Below are 16,826 nucleotides of genomic sequence, written 5' to 3'. Positions count from 1 at the left end.
CACCCCTCACACCGTTGCGTTGAAGTCGTCCAGCAGCGTGGCGATCCGCCCGCTGTCGCTCTGGTCCATGATGACGCGGGCGCGGCGGCTCGCCTCCATCAGGTCGAGCGAACGGATGCGCTTCTTCACCGCCGGGACCGCCAGCGGCGCCATCGACAGCTCGCGCACGCCGAGCCCGAGCAGAAGCGCGGTGTAGCGCGGATCGCCGGCGATCTCGCCGCAGACCGACACCGTGATGCGGGCACGCAAGGCCGCCTCGATGGTGAACTGGATCAGCCGCAGAACCGCCGGATGCAGCGGGTCGTACAGCGTGGCGACCTGTTCGTCGGCCCGGTCGATCGCCAGCGTGTACTGGGTCAGGTCGTTGGTGCCGATGGCGAAGAAGTCGGCGGCATAGGCCAGCGCGTCGGCCGACAACGCCGCCCCCGGCACCTCCACCATCACCCCCACCGGCGGCAGCGGGTCGGCGATGGCGATGCCGCGGCGCCGCAGGCGGCGGGCGACCTGCCCCATCATCTCCCGTACCTTCTGCACCTCCGCCACCGATGCGATCATCGGCAGCAGGATGCGCAGCGGCCCGTGCGCCCCGGCACGCAGCATGGCGGCGAGCTGGGTTTCCAGCAGCTTCGGTTCGCGCAGGCCCAGCCGGATGGCGCGCAGGCCGAGCGCCGGGTTGGCCGGCTCGCCATAGCGGCCCGCCATCCAGCCGGCCAGCTTCTCGCCGCCCAGATCCATGGTGCGGGCGGTGACGGTGCGGCCGCCCATCCCCTCGATCATGGTGCGCAGCACGCCGTACTGCTCATCCTCGTCGGGCAGATGGTCGCGGTTCATGAACATGAACTCGGTCCGCAGCAGGCCGATGCCCTGGGCGCCGTGCTCCAGCGCCTGATCCAGGTCGCGGGGCAGTTCCAGGTTCGCCATCAGCGTGACCGCGGTGCCGTCGCGGGTGACGGCCGGCAGCTTGCGCAAGCTCTTCAGTCCCTGGCGCTCGCGTTCGCGCGCGGCGCGGCGCTCGCCATAGTCCGCCAGCACCTCGGCCGGCGGATCGATCAGCACGCGGCCCTGCAGGCCGTCGACGATCACCGTCACGCCGTTGCGCACACCCGCCAGCAGGCCGGGCGCGCCGAGCACCGCCGGCAGGCCGAGCGAGCGGGCGAGGATCGCCGTGTGCCCTTCCGCCCCGCCCAGCACGGTGGCGAAGCCGCCGACGACGGCGGGGTCGAGCAGGGCGGTGTCGGCAGGGGTCAGCTCCTCCGCCAGGATGATGCTGCCGGGGGGCAGGTTGCTGAAGGCCCGGTATTCCTGCTTCATCAGGTTGCGGGTCAGCCGCCGGCCGACCTCGCGGATGTCGTCGATGCGGCCGGCCAGATAAGCGTCGTCCATGCCGGCGAAGGTCGCGGCGATGGCGGTGATTTCCGCCTGGATGGCGGCCTCGGCATTGACGCGGTCCTGCTTGATGCGATGCTCCACCCCGCGGGTTAGGCGCGAGTTGGTGACCATCGACAGGTGGGCGTCCAGCAGGAAACCGATTTCCTCCGACGCCGAATCGGGCAGGACCAGCGCCTTGCTCTTCAGCTTCTTGATCTGGCGCCGCGCCTTGGCCGCCGCCTCGTTGAAGCGGGCGACCTCCGCCTCGACGGCGTCGGGCGCGACGGTGTATTCGGGAATGGCGACGGCGCCGCTTTCCACCACATGGGCCGGGCCGATGGCGATGCCGGGGGATACGCCCAGGCCGCGCAGGGCGCGTGCCGAACCGTTCCACGATTCGGACGAGGGGACGCCGCCGAAACCGCCGCCCGAGCCGCCGCGATCGGGACCGGCCACCGGGCCGTTGGCCGCGCCGGTGGAGGGCAGGTCACTCTTCATCGAACTTGCGGTTGATCAGGTCCAGGAGGGCGTCCATCGCCGCGTCTGCGTCCGTGCCGGTCGCGCGCAGTTCCACCGTGGTTCCGGGGCCGGCGGCCAGCATCATCAGCCCCATGATCGACTCGCCGGACACGACGGACTCGCCGCGGCGCACCGCGATTTCGGCGTCGAAGGTGGCGACCAGCTTCACGAATTTGGCCGAGGCGCGCGCGTGCAGGCCGCGCTGGTTGGTGATGGTGGCGGTGCGGCGGATTTCGCCGTCGGCGGGCGCCGTTTCGTCGGGGGGGCTCATCGCGGGCGGTTTCAGTCCGACAGGAGGGTGGAGGCGACGTTGATGTATTTCTGCCCGGCGTCGCGGGCGGCGATCACCGACTTGTCGAGCGGTTCGGTCTTCCGCACGCTGGCCAGCTTGATCAGCATCGGCAGATTGACGCCGGCGATCACCTCCACCTTCGCCTTGTCCATGATGGAGATGGCGAGGTTGGACGGCGTGCCGCCGAACATGTCGGTCAGCACCACGACACCCGACCCGTCGTCGACCTCCGCCACCGAGTTCAGGATGTCCTGGCGGCGCTGTTCCATGTCGTCGTCCGGGCCGATGCACACGGCACGCACCTGCTGCTGTTCGCCCACCACGTGGAACAGCGCGGCGATGAACTCCTCGGCCAGCCGTCCGTGGGTGACAAGAACCATACCGATCATGGGACATCCTTCAAGGTTGGGTCCTCCCCGGAGACCTGCGCGAGAACCGCTGCCGCACGGCAACCGCCCGCATCGCATCTGGATCGTTGGTTGGACGTATGGTCGTCAAGGCGCAATTTGCATCATCCCATGTTGCCGGTCTGGCTGCCGGCCGGGGTGCCGGTCTGGCCGGCGGTGCGCAGCCCCAGCCGGTCGAGTTCGCGGTGGCTCAGACTGACCCGCAGCCTCTGCTCCTTCAGCCAGGCGGCCAGCCGTTCGGCGATGAAGACCGACCGGTGCTTGCCGCCGGTGCAGCCGATGGCGATGGTCAGATAGCTCTTTCCTTCCTGGTTGTAGCGGGGCAGCAGCGGGCGCAGCAGCTCCGTCAGGTTCCGGAAGAAGGCGGGGAAGTCGGGGTCGCTTTCCACCCGTGCCGCGACGGCCGGGTTCAGGCCGGTGAGCGGCCGAAGCTCCGGGTCGTAATGCGGGTTGGTCAGGAACCGCACGTCGAAGACCAGATCGGCTTCGCGCGGAAGACCCTGGCGGAAGGAGAAGGAGGTCACGAACACCTGCAGGGCTGCCTGGGCGTCACGCCGGAAATGCCCCGACAGAATGCGCCGCAAATCGTGAATGGACAGTTGCGTCGTGTCGATCGTGACGTCGGCTTCCTCCTTCAGCGGGAACAGCAGGGCGCGTTCGCGCTGGATGCCGTCGGGGACCGTCCGGTCCTCCGCCAGCGGATGGCGGCGACGCGTCTCGGTGAAGCGGCGCTGCAGCACCTCGTCGCCGCAATCGAGGAAGACCAGACTGACGTCCAGGTCGTCGCGGCCGCGCAACTCCGCCAGTTCGTCCAGGAAGTTCTGCGCGGAAAAGTCGCGGGTCCGGCTGTCGATCACCAGCGCCAGCGGCCGGCGCTTCGGGTCGGCCTGCTGGATCAGGGCGGGAACCAGCGACAGGCGCAGATTGTCGACCGCCTCGTATCCCAGATCCTCCAGCGCCTTCAGCGCCACCGACATGCCGGCGCCCGACAGGCCGGTGACCAGCACGACGCGGCCGCGGGCCGTCGCAGGGTTGGCCGGCGCGCTGGTGGCGGGATCGGACGGCACGTCGGAAAGGCTCATGGCGCGACCGGGCTGGGCTGGGTCAGGCTGGGCTGGGTCAGGCTGGGTTGGGCCGGACCGGGCTGCGCCGACAGGCCGGCGGGCACCCGCTCCAGCCGTCCGTCACGCAGGCAGGCGGCGGCAAGACGGATCTTGGCGGGGGTGGAGGCGTCGAAGGCGTGCAGGCCCAGCCGGGGAAGGGCGATGCCCATCAGCATCTCGGTCTCCGCCTGCGGCAGGCGTTCCACCTCGTCGCGCGGCACCAGATCGACGACGAGCCCGACATCGGCCGACGCGACGGACGGAACCGGCAGGATGCCGACGCCCCGCACCTCCAGCAGCCCGGCCAGCGCCGGCGGGGCCGAAGCGGTCAGCCGTCCGGAGGCGGCGCGCAGCGCCACCCGGTCATCCGAGACCAGCCGGGCGCCACCGTCGATCAGTCGCAAGGCCAAATCCGATTTTCCGCGTCCGGACTCCCCGCGCAGCAGCACGCCGATCTCGGAGAGCAAGACGCAGGTGCCGTGAATCGTCACCATAGTCTGGCGAAGGTGAGACGTGGCGCGGGTTCTGTCAATGGAAACGGAACGGTGGCCCGACTGGTCAGGCGGGGAAACCTGACCGGGATCCCCCATCCGCTTCGGACCGTTCTTTCGGTGCGGATCACACCCTGCCGGAACACGGGAGGAGACGCCGGATGAAGAGCCGCGATCGCAGGATCGCCCCGCGTCCCGGCTCCACCCGCCCGGCTTCCGCATACGGAGCCGCTCAGTTGCCGGCGACCCCACGGGGGGTGCGGCGGATGGCCTCCAGTTCCAGGGCAAGGGCGTCGCGTCGGCGGATCATCTCGTCCAGATCCTCCAGCTCCGCCGCTTCCTGGCAGGCGTCGCGAAAGTCCTTTTCCCGCTGCAGCCGGACCAGCAGGACCTTGTAATTGTCGGCGATGCTGGCGAGATGGCGTTGCGCGCCCTGCAGTGCTTCCGCCAGCTGGTTCCGCTCCCGTGCGCCGTCCCGCATCAGCCGGGCCAATTCCCCCTGCTGCCGTCCGGCATCGCGGATCAGGCGGGCCAGCCGGTAGCGGCGGAGGTCGACGACCTCGGCCTCTCCCGGGACGGATCCACGGCAACGGGAACCCATTGGGGACAACCTGTTCGCGAGCGACTCGGGCGGAGCGGACTCAGGCACGGCAACCCCACATGTTTGTTCCGGGGGATGGCCACCCCTCGATCACCATATGGAGCGGAGGAAACAACCGGGCCGATAGGGACCGGCCGCCGCATCAGCCGGCAAGCGAGAACGACCACCGCCATGATCGGTCGATAAACCGGGCTTGTCCACCCGATAGTGCCGCAGATGTATGTATTTTAGTCGAAGGTCTCATAACAAAGGCAGGGTAACGGTGAAGTCGGCGCCGTCGACCGCTCCCTCCGATACCTGACGGTTTCGCGCGGATATCGCACCGTTGTGAGCGCTGACTATCTGCTTTGCTATCGAAAGTCCGAGACCGGAATGAGTCCCGAACTTCTCGCCCGCCGGACGTTCGGTGTAGAAGCGGTCGAAGATCGCCTCTTCCTTCCCGTCGGGGATGCCGGGCCCCTGGTCCGACACCACCACGGTCACGGTGCGTCCGGTGCGCCGGGCGGACAGCCGCACGACGCCGCCCGGCGGCGAGAAGGACAGGGCGTTGTCGATCAGGTTCTGGAACACCTGCGTCAACCGCCCCTCCAGCCCCGGCACCACCAGCCGCTCGCCCGCGGGAATGTCGATCACGACGCGGGGCGGCATGGGCCGGCCATCCTCCGCGCCGCCTTCTCCAGGCGCTTCGCCACCACCGGCCGCCACCGTCTCGTCCACGGTTTCGGCAACCGTCTGGCGCAGCTCGGCCAGCATGGTCAGCAGAAGGCCGATGTCGACCGGTTCCGGCTCCGCCCGCGACAGCTCGGCGTCGAGGCGCGAAGCGTTGGAGATGTCGCTGATCAGCCGGTCCAGCCGCTGCACGTCGTCGGCGATGATCGCCATCAGCCGGTCGCGGTGGCGCGGATCGCTGACGCGGCCGGCGGTTTCCACCGCGCTGCGCAGCGACGTCAGCGGGTTCTTGATCTCGTGGGCGACGTCGGCGGCGAAACGTTCGATGGCGTCCATCCGCGTCCACAGCGCGTCGGTCATCTCGCGCAGCACGCCGGACAGCTCGCCGATCTCGTCGCCGCGGCGGGTCAGGTCGGGGATCCCGGCATGGCGGCCGTGGCTGGTGCGCAGCCGGTCGGCGGCCTGGGCCAGCCGGCGGATCGGCCGGGCGATGGTGCCGGCAAGATAGAAGGACAAGGCGACCGTCACCAGCAGCGCCACGCCGAACACCCGCAGGATGTCGAAACGGACGGAGCGGATGGCCCGGTCGATCTCGCCGCCGTTGCGCGCCAGCAGCACCGCACCCAGCACCTCGCGGTAGCGCTGCACCGGCACCGCCACCGTCAGCAGCAGTTCCGGGTCGCCGCCCTCGCCGTCGACGCGCCAGACGGTGGCCGCCGCCTCGCCGCCGAGCGCCCGCTCCACGTCGGGGTTCGGCCGGCCGGGCGCTTCGCGGTAGGCCGGCAACCCCTCGCGGCTGGGCACCACGTCGATCAGCCGGGTGTAGAGGTCGTTGATCGCGCGGCTGACCGGATCGCCGGCGGGCGGAGTGGGCAGCTCGCGGATCTCGATGCGCCCCTGCGAGCCGACCAGCACACGGCTGTCGGACAGCATGTGCCCGTCGATGTCGTACAGGCGGGTGCGGGTCGCCGTCGCCTCCGCCAGGCGGCGGACCATCGGCCGGGCCAGTTCGGGGGCCAGTTCGAACCGCTCGCCCCCCTCGTCGGTGGTGGATGCGCCGGTGGGGGAGGGAGCGGTCAGGATGCGGTTCACCGCGCCCTCGCCCAGCGCGGAGGCGAAGATGCGCGCCTCGGTGGTCAGCGCCTCGGTCTCCGCCTGGATCAGCCGGTCCTGGTAGCGGCCGAGATAGAGCAGGCCCGCCGCCAGCACCAGCAGCGCCAGCACGTTCACCGCCAGGATGCGCAGGGTCAGCGGCGACACGCCGCGCCGCTGCACCGGCCTCTCCTTGGGCCGCACTCCGCCCGTCGCGGACACCGGTCTACTCCTTGTACCGGTAGCCGACGCCATAGAGCGTTTCGATCTGGGAGAAGTCGGCGTCGACCGCCTTGAACTTCTTGCGCAGCCGCTTGATGTGGCTGTCGATGGTGCGGTCGTCGACGTAGACATGCTCGCCATAGGCCGCGTCCATCAGCTGGTCGCGGTTCTTCACATGGCCCGGCCGCTGGGCCAGCGCCCGGACCAGCAGGAACTCGGTCACCGTCAGGTCGATCGGCTGGCCCTTCCAGCTGCAGGCATGGCGGGCGCCGTCGAGCAGAAGCGGCCCGCGGGTGATCATCTGGCCGGGATCGGCGTCGGCGGTCTCCCCGCGCAGCGCCTCGCGCCGCAGCAGAGCCCGGATGCGCTCGATCAGCAGGCGTTGCGAGAAGGGCTTCTTGATGTAGTCGTCCGCCCCCATGCGCAGGCCCATCAGCTCGTCCAGCTCGTCGTCCTTGCTGGTCAGGAAGATGACGGGGATGTGGCTGGTCTGACGCAGACGTTGCAGCAACTCCATGCCGTCCATGCGCGGCATCTTGATGTCGAGCACGGCGAGGTCGGGCGGGCGCTGGGTCAGGCCGCGCAGCGCCTCGGCGCCGTCGGTATAGGTGCGCACGTCGAAACCTTCGGCCTCCAGGGCGATGGAGACGGAAGCCAGGATGTTGCGATCGTCATCCACCAGGGCGACGGTGTGGGCCATGGTCGTAACAGCTTCCCAATCGGTCAGAACGGAACGGTCGAGCGGGGCGGGACCTGAAATGTTAGCGGAAACATCAGGCATAGGCCGGGTGGTCATCCCAATACTTTATGCCAGAGTCCAGGTACCAGCGGCAGTTTTCTCTTTTCCCGCAGCATTTGTATGGTCCAATATGGCGGCAATGCGGCGCCGAACAACGGTGCCGCGCGGGAGAACGCACTCGTTTTGGAATGAGTTTTCTGAACGCCCTTTCGGCGTCCTCTCCGGCCGGCACCGCTCCGGATGTGAGGGAGGGCGCGATGCCTCCCGGCGACCGCCCGGGCGGCACGGCTCCGGCCACCAGTGCCCGGCGCCTGATGCGCGCCTGCGACCGCGCCGCGCTGGCCACCGCCCAACGGCCCGACGGCACCGGCAGCGCCGAGGCCGGCGGCGCGGACACGGGCGGCTGGCCCTACCCCTCGCTGGTGCTGGTGGCGTTCGACCATGACGGCAGCCCGCTGCTTCTGCTTTCCACACTGGCCGACCACACCCGCAATCTGCTGGCCGACAGCCGGGTCGGACTGCTGTTCGACGGCACCGCCGGGTTGGCGCAGCCGCTGACCGGTGCGCGCCTGTCGGTCCTGGGCCGCGCGGAGCGGTCGGACGACCCTGCCCACCGGGCGCGTTACTTGCGCCGCCATCCCGATGCCGATTTCTATGCCGGCTTCGCCGATTTCGCCATCTACCGCGTGACGGTGGAGCGCGCTCATCTGGTCGCCGGCTTCGGCCGCATCCACTGGCTGTCCGCCGCCGAGCTGGACCTGCCCACCTCCGCTCCCGCACTGGCGGCGGGGGAGACGGAATTGCTCGACCGCCTGAACGGCGAGGGGTACGGCCCCCGGCTGGCTCCCTCCACGGATGGGGACGGCACCGGGCAAGGGGCAAGCTGGAGCTTGACCGGGGTGGACCCGGAGGGATGCGATCTGCGACGCGGGGGGTACGTCGCCCGCGTCGATTTTGAGCAGAGAATCCACGACCCGGAATCGGCTAGACTGATGCTGGATGCACTGATCCGGCCGCAGGACGGGACCGGACCGCCAGGACATGCGACAACCGGCAAAGGGGGCGCCTGACGGACCCCGAAGCCCAAGAAGGGACGCCCGACCAACAGGGACGCCCGGATAAAGGGCCATTGAAAAGAGCCCGACCACAACAGCCAAAGAAGCCGAAGGCGGAACAAGCCAAAAGGCGCGATCACAGACCGAGAGAGACGAGAAGCCAACCGTCAGCCCGAACGACCAGCCGAGAGGTCGCTTCGACACGACCGGGCGCCGCACCAATAACAAGAAGGCGGCGCTCGGGCATGCGCAACCAGGAGAACACTTCAGTGGACCATAACGGATCGACCCGTTTCCCGTCCGGGCCAATGGCCCCCAGACCTGTCGCCTCAGGGCCGCCCTTTGCACCGTTTCGTCGCCGCGCCTGCGCGGTGCCGCTGATCCCGGCGGGCCTCCGGCCCTGCCGCCCGTTCGGACCGGCACACCGCTGATCCGGCGGACGCTTTCCATCTGACACGACAACGGACAAAGACGGCCGGACCGGCCGCGGGATCCCGGTGGGGGATGCCCGGCGCGGCGGTACCGGCCCAGCCTTCGAGAGGACGATATGACTGGCAATATGCGGACGCGGAACAAGAAGCTCCTGGCCTGGGTCGAGGAGATCGCGCTGAAATGCAAACCGGAACGCGTTCACTGGTGCGACGGGTCGCAGGAGGAATATGACCGTCTCTGCAACGAGATGGTGGAGGCCGGCACCTTCATCCGCCTGAACGAGGCCAAGCGCCAGAACTCCTTCCTCTGCCGCTCCGATCCGGGCGACGTCGCCCGTGTCGAGGACAGCACCTACATCTGCTCGCGCTCGCGCGAGGAAGCCGGTCCGACCAACAACTGGATGGACCCGGAGGAGATGAAGGCCAAGCTGGACGGCCTGTTCGAGGGCTGCATGCGCGGCCGCACCATGTATGTGGTGCCGTTCAGCATGGGGCCGCTGGGCTCCGACATCTCGCACATCGGCGTGCAGATTTCCGACAGCCCCTATGTCGCCGTCAACATGCGCCTGATGACCCGCATGGGCCAGAAGGTGCTGGACATCCTGGGCGACGGCGACTTCGTCCCCTGCCTGCACTCCATCGGCGCGCCGCTGGAGCCGGGCCAGCAGGACGTGGCGTGGCCCTGCAACGCCGACAACAAGTACATCGTCCACTTCCCGGAGGAGCACCGCATCGTCTCCTACGGCTCCGGCTATGGCGGCAACGCGCTGCTGGGCAAGAAGTGCTTCGCACTGCGCATCGCGTCCTCCATGGGCCGCGAGCAGGGCTGGCTGGCCGAGCACATGCTGATCCTGGGCGTGGAAAGCCCGACCGGCGAGAAGACCTATGTCGGCGCCGCCTTCCCGTCGGCCTGCGGCAAGACCAACTTCGCCATGCTGGTCCCGCCGAAGGAGTTCGAGGGCTGGAAGGTCCGCACCATCGGTGACGACATCGCCTGGATCAAGCCGCAGCCCGACGGCACGCTGCGCGCCATCAACCCGGAGGCCGGCTTCTTCGGTGTCGCCCCCGGCACCAGCGTGAAGTCGAACCCGAACGCGCTGAAGACGCTGGACCACAACGTCATCTTCACCAACGTCGCGCTGACCGACGACGGCGACGTCTGGTGGGAAGGCCTGACCGACGAGGCGCCGGCGCACCTGATCGACTGGCAGGGCAAGGACTGGACCCCGGGCTGCGGCCGCGTCGCCGCCCACCCGAACAGCCGCTTCACCGCCCCGGCGGCGCAGTGCCCGTCGATCGACCCGGCCTGGGAGGATCCGGCCGGCGTTCCGATCAGCGCCTTCATCTTCGGCGGCCGCCTGTCGAAGACCTTCCCGCTGGTGTTCGAGGCCTACAACTGGCGCGAAGGCGTCTATTGGGCCGCGACCATGGGCTCGGAAGCCACCGCCGCCGCCGTCGGCCAGGCCGCCATCCGCCGCGACCCGTTCGCCATGCTGCCCTTCTGCGGCTACAACATGGCCGATTACTGGAACCACTGGCTGTCGATGGAAGGCAAGGTGGAAAGCCTGCCGCGCATCTACCGCGTCAACTGGTTCCGCAAGGACGAGAACGGCAAGTTCGTCTGGCCGGGCTTCGGCGACAACATGCGCGTGCTGAAGTGGATCGTCGACCGCGTCCGCGGCCGCGCCACCGACGTGGCGGAATCGCCCTTCGGCTACTCCCCGCGCTACCAGGATCTGAACTGGTCCGGCCTGAACTTCCCGGCCGACAAGTTCGCCAAGATCATGGACATCGACCGCAAGGAGGCCGAGGCCGAGGCGAAGGACCAGGAGGAACTGTTCAACCGCTTCGGCGACCGCCTGCCCAGCGAGATCGAGCAGCAGCGGATCGCCCTGCTGAAGCGGCTGGAGAACAGCCCGGAGGTCTGGCGCATCGGCTGACCGGCCGAAACGCCGCACAGGTAAGGATGGGGGCTGCCGCAAGGCGGCCCCTTTTCCTTATGCGGCGGATAAGGATGAACCGCCTGTCATCTTGGCTCCGCCGAGGCGGCAGCCGGTCGTGCCTCATGCCGCGGCAAGTCTCCAGCCGTTGCAATGGCTCCCGCTCTTTGCCGGATCTTCCGATCTTTCAGCGATTTAACCGGCTTGTCGCAATGGTCGGGCATAAAGTCGGTCACCCCGGTCCGCGCATTCGAGGGAGGGCGACATCATGACCGATCATCAGCTTCCACCGGAGGACGGCGACGAGTCGGCAGTGCCGAACCTTACCGCCGCGGAGCAGGAGGATGCCGCCTTGCTGGCGTCCAGGCGCCAGCCCTGCGCCATCAGCGGAAAGCGCCGGCCCAAGCGCGACCTGATCGCACTGGACGCGCTGCGCCCCAACCTCGCCGACCGCATCCGGCAGGACCACCCGCATCTGGAGCCGGACTCGCAGATCAGCCGACAGGAACTGGCGCGCTACCGCTCGCTCTATGTGGCGGAGCTGCTGCAGGCCGAACATGGCGAGCTGAGCGAACTGGACCGCGAGGTCGCCGAAAGCCTCGCCCGCCACGAGACGCTGGCCGAGAACCCGGAGGAGGAATACGACGACCGCCGCACGCTGGGCGAACGCCTGTCGGACGGATTGGCCAGCTTCGGCGGCAGCTGGGCCTTCCTGATCTCCTTCGCCGTCTTCCTGGGCGTGTGGATGATCATCAACATCCTCGAAGGCGATCCGAAGGCCTTCGATCCCTACCCCTTCATCCTGCTGAACCTGCTGCTGTCCTGCCTGGCCGCCATCCAGGCCCCGGTCATCATGATGAGCCAGAAGCGGCAGGAGGCGAAGGACAGGCTGCGCTCCGAGAACGACTACCGGGTCAACCTGAAGGCCGAGCTGGAAATCCGGCACCTGCACGAGAAGATGGATTACCTGATCCAGCGCCAATGGCAGCGCCTGACCGAAATCCAGCAGCTGCAGCTGGAGATCATGCAGGAAAAGCGCCTGCGCAAGTGATCGCTTGCCGACAGGACGGCAGTCGCGTCAGCGCTTGCGCTTGCCGTCCAGTTCCAGCATGCCGCGCAGTGCCGCGATGGTCTTGCTGAGCGGCGTCGGATCGACCGCCTTGGGAGCGGCCTGCTTGGCAGCCGGTTCCGCGGGCTCTGCCTCTTCCGCCGGAGGAGCGGGCGGCTCGATGCGGGACGGCGGGCGCGGCTTGCCGGCGCGCGGCTTCGGCGGCGGGGCGGGTGCCGGAGGAGGCTCGGGCGTCACCTCCTCCTCGATCAGGCCGCGCAAGGCCTTCATCGCCTCTTCGATCTCGCGTTCCTGGGCAGAGCGGCGCCCCGCCGGCGCCGGATCCCGGTCGGGATCGGGGTCCATCTCCGGATCGGGCGCCGGATCGGCATCGAAGCGGGAAAGCGGATCGTCCCGGCTCGCGTCCTCATCCTCCCAACTGGCCGCCGTGCCGGGGTTCCTGTCGGCGTTCCTGCCGGGGTTCCCGTCGGGGCCTCTGCCGATGCCCCTTTCCCTCGCGGCAGGTGACTTCCGCGGCGGGGGCGGAGCGTCGTCGTCCGTGTCGTTGGCCGCGTCCTCGATCATCGACCGCAGAGCGGCGAGGGTGCGGTCAAAGCCTTCCTCATCCTCCGGCGGCGGGGGCGGTCGCTGGGCACGGCGTTCGGCCCGGTGCTGGTCGAAATCGAGCGGTTCATCGGCCGGCGGCGGTGCGGCGGGCTTCGAAGACTTGACCGCCGGCCGGACGGCCGGTCGGGCAGCCGGCTTTTCCGGGTCGCGGATCGCGAAGGACAGGATCTCCTCGTCCGATGGCTCCTCATCCTCATCGAAGCCGTCCGCCGCGTCGCGGTCGTCGTCGTCGTCGTCGTTGTCGTCCTGCCAGCGGTCGGAGTCAGGATCGGCCCAATCCTCATCGAAATCCCTGCGCACCAGGACCTTATGGGAGAAGACCGGCGGCCGATCCTCTTTCGCTTGCCCGTCGAGGTCCGGTTCGGATTCCGGCTGCTCGAAACGGCGGGCAGGCGCCGGCTTGCGGTCGTCCGGTTCGTCGTCCTCGCTCCAGTGGGCCTGGGCCAGCAGGCGATGCATCGCCGCCAGTGTCTCATCCCCGCCCTCGTCGGGATCGGAGTTCAGCGCCGTGTTGCGGGCGATCTCTTCCCCCGCGGAGGCCGGCGGTGCCGGATCGTCCCATTCCGCATCGACCGGTTCGCCGCCATCCAACTCGCCGTCGCGGTCGGGCTCATCGTCGCCCGGCCTGATCGCACCCAGCCGTGCCGCCATGTCCGCCAGCGAAACCGGCTCCCACAGCGGAGCGGCGCCGTCATCCCCCGGACCATCGGCCACCAGATCGGACAGCGGCAGCTCCGACAGCGGCTTGCCGCGCATCGGGGCAGTGGGAGGCGGTGGGGGAGGCGGTGGGGGAGGCGGTGGGGGGGGAGGCGGAGACGAGGTCTGCGCTCCCACCACCGGACCGCCGCCGCGCAACGAGGCGAGCAGGCCGTTCAGCGCCGCCAGCGGGGCGTCGAAGGACGGCTCCTCGTTCGCGGCCTCGAATGAAGCGGCCGGCGGTGCCGCCAGGATCGGCCGGCTCTCGATGTCGCGGGAATCGCAGCGCGAGCAGCGGTAATGCGGTGCGATCGACAGCACCGGATAGTTCGGGCCGAAGCGCCGTTCCAGCATGGCACGGGGAAGCACGCCGCCATGCCCGCAGGCGCGGCAGCGCAGTTGCACGTCGGCGTCGATGTCGCGGAGGAACAGCATGCGGGCCATGCCGCGCAGTATAGCGGCGGGCCTGCGGCTTTCCCATCCCATTCGGGAGACGTGGCTTGCGCAACGCACCGCTTGCCGCGATGCAGCGGCCTTGGCACAGTCGCGCCATGACGCAAGCGACCCGCGACGATCAGGTTCCATCCCCCTGCATCCGGCTCTGCACGCTGGACGAGCGGGAGGTCTGCGTCGGCTGTTACCGGACGCTGAACGACATCATCGTCTGGAGGGATCTCGATCCCGCCGGGCGCCTCGCGGTGCTGGACGCGGCGGACCGGCGTCGTGCGGCGGCGGCGGGGACCGGGATATCGGGGCAGGCGCCTGCTGTGGCGCCCGGCCGGGTCACATCGCGCTGGTGACGGTCAGCCCCTGTTCGGACAGGCTGTCGAAGACATCCTTGAACTTCCGCAGATAGCGGGAGCGGTAGGCGTCGAAATCGGCGGCGATGGCCGCCTCGGCATTCTTGGACTTCTTGAATTCGGCCACGCGGTGGGCGTTCTCGGCGTGGTAGAGGGCGAAAGCGCCCTTGGTGACCAGATCGTTGCCGGACTGGTCTGCTTTCTGTTTGTCGCTGTTCATCAATCCATGTCCAGGTGGAGCCGACATCCGGCCACCATAAGCCGGATGATCGGCGGGGCAGTTGGTCCGGCCAGCGGGCTGGACCACGGACGGAAAGCCTACGCCCGCTCCGGCGCCCCCGCAATGCTGCGACGCACCATCATGCCACCACCCCGCGCAACGCCGCCATGCGGTCACGGTCGACGCGGATGCGGTCCAGATGCTGGGCGATGACGGCGGTGATGGGCAGGGGAAGCTCCTTCGCCATGGCTTCGTCGAAGCGGCGCAGGCATTCGGTTTCGCCGCGTTCGACCTCCGCGATGATGGCGGCGCAGTCGTGGCCCATCACGGCGGATTTCAGTTCCAGGAAGAAGCGGTGGGCACCGCCCATCATGGTGCCGCCCATGTCGGGCGCCCCGCCCTGTTCGGCGACCAGCCTCTGGATCTCGCGGACGATGGCGCCGCGCTGGGCGGCCAGATCGTTGAACAGGGCCTTCAGATCCTCGTCCTCGGCGGTTTCGGCGGCCTGCCGGTAACCTTCGTGACTGTCCTCGACGATGCGGATCAGGTCGTTGAGCGTATCGACGATCTGGTCTTTTTCCATGACGGCAGGTCCTCCCAAACATCCCCTTCGTTGCCACAACCCTGCCGTAGGGCTGAATGTTCCCGCGCCGCACCGGGAGCAATCGGGGGTGCACCGGTGGGGTGCGCTGACGGATTTAGGCAGCCGCCCCGGAAACGGCGGGCACGGCGGACCGGCGGCCGAACAGCCCCCGGAAGGTCCCGGCGCGCCACAGGGCGAGGCCATGCCCGGTCAGCGCCATCGCGTCCGACACCAGTCCGAAGACCGACCCGGCCAGCAGATTGTGACCCGACCCGACCAGCGTCGCGCCGACGAAGAACAGCCGCATCCGCCCGACCGCGCCCTGCCAGCGGCCGAGCGTCGCCAGCAGGAAGCCGGTTGCCGACAGCGCCGACATCGGCCCCTGCCAGGTCAGCGCCGCCACCGCCAGGGCCGCCGGCACGGTCAGCGCATAGAGCAGCCCCAGCACCCGTCCCGGTTGCAGCCGGCAGCGCACGGCCATCTGCACCAGCCCCAGCGCGCACATCAGCATGCCGGTCCAGGCCCCCAGCAACAGGAAGTGAAGCAGAAAAAGCGTGGACGCCATCGCCTGCGCCAACAGGATCGCCCGCCGGTCGCCGAGCAGCGTCGACAGGGTTCCGGCCAGCAGTCCGGCAATGCCGGTCGCCGCAATGGGAGAAATGGCGGTAAGGGTGGGAAGATAATCCAGTAGAAATGCCGTCATGGAGTGCCTTCGCATGAAGAACATGCCGCAATGCAGCGAAGGCAGCGGACGCTAGTCTCCGACGGTTAACTGGTTATGAACGGCAGTGTGACCGGAAACAGACCAAAAGATGACCGCTCCATGGCCCCAGACAATTGGCGGAGGCAATCATGTGAAGCACGCCGAACTCTGTAGTGACTATTGTGTATTCTCTGCACAGCCGTTCGACAACAAAGAGTTTCGAGCCGCCTTCCCCACGGAAGAGCAACGATTTCGGGTTGGAACCTGTCCATCCTTGTTGTTGGCAATGCAGCGCAACGACGGCATTCTCGCTCCGCCACGACCGCGTTGTTATCGACGCCTATCGACGCGGTACGGCCGTGATCGGGGGATCATCGCAAATCAGGGGAAAGACCATGGCGCAGTACGGACGGCATCCCGCGTCGCTGGGATGGGAACCGAAGCCGAAATCGGCCAAGACCGGCGCCACGCGCGCCCAATCCGGGCGTACGACGCGCAACGGTCCGCTGTGCTGCGCCTGCGGGCGGCCGATCCGCACGGGCGATCCGCATTGGGCCGGTCATGGCGACCAGCGCCCCTGGCATTACGCATGCGCCGAGCGGGCGGGCCTCACATGGTCATGGGCCTCCCGCCCGGCCATGTCCCCTCTTCCCGCCGCGGAGATGGATTGACCGCGGCTTTCCGGTCCTCTGTGCTCACCGGAACTGCGGCGCCGCCCGATCCGGCAAGGGCCTCCTCGCGCCCCCGACGATAGGCGTCGCGCTCCGCCTCCAGGATGGTTTCCGCCAGCCGCCGTTCGAACTCGCGCTCCACCAGGGCGGAGAACAGGTCGATGCGGAAGCGCGCTTGCAGGGACCGGCTGAGGCGGCGTGCTCGTTCGATCGGCTGCATGGGCGTTCCCCTTCTGGCAAACGGACGACACCGCCCAGCCTCAGGGATCGCCGCCAGCCCGGCAATCACGCCATCGGCGAACCGCCAACGCAAAAGAGAGCGCCCATCCGTACCCACCGGCACAGACCGTTCAGCCATCACGATCAAATTTTCAAAAGGGAATTTTCGAACCGCAACCGGTGCGGCGTTTGGAGCGGGTGAAGGGAATCGAACCCTCGTCGTAAGCTTGGGAATGATTCCTGTTCTCCACTGTGCCACCCCGTGGTCCCGGAACCCCTTCTGGATCAATTGCTTCCGTCACGTGGCTGCATGATGCCGTCGGTCACGGT

Annotated in this window: 17 protein-coding genes; 4 read left to right on the top strand and 13 right to left on the bottom strand. The window is 68.6% G+C overall.

The window, feature by feature from the left end:
• Nucleotides 1–6 precede the first annotated feature (6 nt).
• The 8 genes from ptsP to VD964_RS14580 all read right to left on the bottom strand — a co-directional run bounded on the left by ptsP (nt 7) and on the right by VD964_RS14580 (nt 7,464).
• Nucleotides 7–1,866: a phosphoenolpyruvate--protein phosphotransferase gene (ptsP, locus tag VD964_RS14615; RefSeq protein WP_324869294.1), complete on the bottom strand. Its 1,860-nt coding sequence runs from the start codon at nt 1,864–1,866 to the stop codon at nt 7–9.
• Nucleotides 1,856–2,158 carry an HPr family phosphocarrier protein gene (locus tag VD964_RS14610; protein WP_310110998.1) on the bottom strand — a complete coding sequence of 101 codons (303 nt, stop codon included), beginning with the start codon at nt 2,156–2,158 and terminating at the stop codon, nt 1,856–1,858. The genes ptsP and VD964_RS14610 overlap by 11 nt, the downstream gene beginning before the upstream one ends.
• 11 nt (nt 2,159–2,169) lie before the next feature.
• Entirely contained in the window at nt 2,170–2,568 is a 399-nt protein-coding gene (locus tag VD964_RS14605; protein ID WP_042690507.1) for a PTS sugar transporter subunit IIA, read from the bottom strand.
• Nucleotides 2,569–2,690: 122 nt separating this feature from the next.
• On the bottom strand, nt 2,691–3,668 hold the full coding sequence (gene rapZ, locus VD964_RS14600) for an RNase adapter RapZ (RefSeq protein ID WP_324869293.1): 978 nt from the start codon (nt 3,666–3,668) through the stop codon (nt 2,691–2,693).
• Nucleotides 3,665–4,183 (bottom strand): HPr kinase/phosphatase C-terminal domain-containing protein, encoded by a 519-nt coding sequence (locus VD964_RS14595; protein ID WP_324869292.1) that lies wholly within the window; start codon nt 4,181–4,183, stop codon nt 3,665–3,667. Before VD964_RS14595 ends, rapZ begins: the two co-directional genes overlap by 4 nt.
• 229 nt (nt 4,184–4,412) lie before the next feature.
• Nucleotides 4,413–4,781 (bottom strand): hypothetical protein, encoded by a 369-nt coding sequence (locus VD964_RS14590; protein WP_324869291.1) that lies wholly within the window; start codon nt 4,779–4,781, stop codon nt 4,413–4,415.
• 240 nt (nt 4,782–5,021) lie between these two features.
• The gene (locus VD964_RS14585; RefSeq protein WP_414637152.1) at nt 5,022–6,797 is read right to left on the bottom strand and encodes a stimulus-sensing domain-containing protein; all 1,776 of its coding nucleotides are present in this window, start codon (nt 6,795–6,797) and stop codon (nt 5,022–5,024) included.
• The gene (locus VD964_RS14580) at nt 6,769–7,464 is read right to left on the bottom strand and encodes a response regulator transcription factor (protein ID WP_324869289.1); all 696 of its coding nucleotides are present in this window, start codon (nt 7,462–7,464) and stop codon (nt 6,769–6,771) included. Before VD964_RS14580 ends, VD964_RS14585 begins: the two co-directional genes overlap by 29 nt.
• A 296-nt stretch (nt 7,465–7,760) precedes the next feature.
• On the opposite strand from VD964_RS14580, the gene VD964_RS14575 reads away from it, so the two are divergent.
• The 3 genes from VD964_RS14575 to VD964_RS14565 all read left to right on the top strand — a co-directional run bounded on the left by VD964_RS14575 (nt 7,761) and on the right by VD964_RS14565 (nt 11,980).
• Nucleotides 7,761–8,573, top strand: a complete 813-nt coding sequence (locus tag VD964_RS14575) for a HugZ family protein (protein WP_324869288.1) — start codon at nt 7,761–7,763, stop codon at nt 8,571–8,573.
• Nucleotides 8,574–9,105: 532 nt separating this feature from the next.
• The gene (locus VD964_RS14570) at nt 9,106–10,929 is read left to right on the top strand and encodes a phosphoenolpyruvate carboxykinase (GTP) (RefSeq protein WP_324869287.1); all 1,824 of its coding nucleotides are present in this window, start codon (nt 9,106–9,108) and stop codon (nt 10,927–10,929) included.
• A gap of 268 nt (nt 10,930–11,197) precedes the next feature.
• A complete protein-coding gene (locus tag VD964_RS14565; RefSeq protein ID WP_324869286.1) occupies nt 11,198–11,980 on the top strand; it encodes a DUF1003 domain-containing protein in 783 nt (260 codons plus the stop codon).
• Nucleotides 11,981–12,007: 27 nt separating this feature from the next.
• Here the strand turns inward: VD964_RS14565 and VD964_RS14560 are convergent, their stop codons facing one another.
• The gene (locus tag VD964_RS14560) at nt 12,008–13,735 is read right to left on the bottom strand and encodes a hypothetical protein (protein ID WP_324869285.1); all 1,728 of its coding nucleotides are present in this window, start codon (nt 13,733–13,735) and stop codon (nt 12,008–12,010) included.
• Between the two features lie 116 nt (nt 13,736–13,851).
• Between VD964_RS14560 and VD964_RS14555 the strand changes: the two genes are divergently transcribed.
• The gene (locus VD964_RS14555) at nt 13,852–14,100 is read left to right on the top strand and encodes a DUF1289 domain-containing protein (RefSeq protein WP_324869284.1); all 249 of its coding nucleotides are present in this window, start codon (nt 13,852–13,854) and stop codon (nt 14,098–14,100) included.
• Here the strand turns inward: VD964_RS14555 and VD964_RS14550 are convergent.
• The 4 genes from VD964_RS14550 to VD964_RS14535 form a co-directional block, all read right to left on the bottom strand.
• Nucleotides 14,084–14,320, bottom strand: a complete 237-nt coding sequence (locus VD964_RS14550; RefSeq protein WP_324869283.1) for a hypothetical protein — start codon at nt 14,318–14,320, stop codon at nt 14,084–14,086. The genes VD964_RS14555 and VD964_RS14550 overlap by 17 nt on opposite strands.
• 139 nt (nt 14,321–14,459) lie before the next feature.
• A complete protein-coding gene (locus VD964_RS14545) occupies nt 14,460–14,903 on the bottom strand; it encodes a PA2169 family four-helix-bundle protein (protein ID WP_324869282.1) in 444 nt (147 codons plus the stop codon).
• A gap of 115 nt (nt 14,904–15,018) precedes the next feature.
• Nucleotides 15,019–15,606 (bottom strand): YgjV family protein, encoded by a 588-nt coding sequence (locus VD964_RS14540; RefSeq protein WP_324869281.1) that lies wholly within the window; start codon nt 15,604–15,606, stop codon nt 15,019–15,021.
• A 609-nt stretch (nt 15,607–16,215) separates the two neighbouring features.
• Nucleotides 16,216–16,497 (bottom strand): hypothetical protein, encoded by a 282-nt coding sequence (locus VD964_RS14535; protein ID WP_324869280.1) that lies wholly within the window; start codon nt 16,495–16,497, stop codon nt 16,216–16,218.
• Nucleotides 16,498–16,826: the final 329 nt, after the last annotated feature.

This window comes from Azospirillum sp. (assembly GCF_035628975.1).
Taxonomy (GTDB): domain Bacteria; phylum Pseudomonadota; class Alphaproteobacteria; order Azospirillales; family Azospirillaceae; genus Azospirillum.
This window is presented reverse-complemented; position numbering and strand designations above follow the sequence as displayed.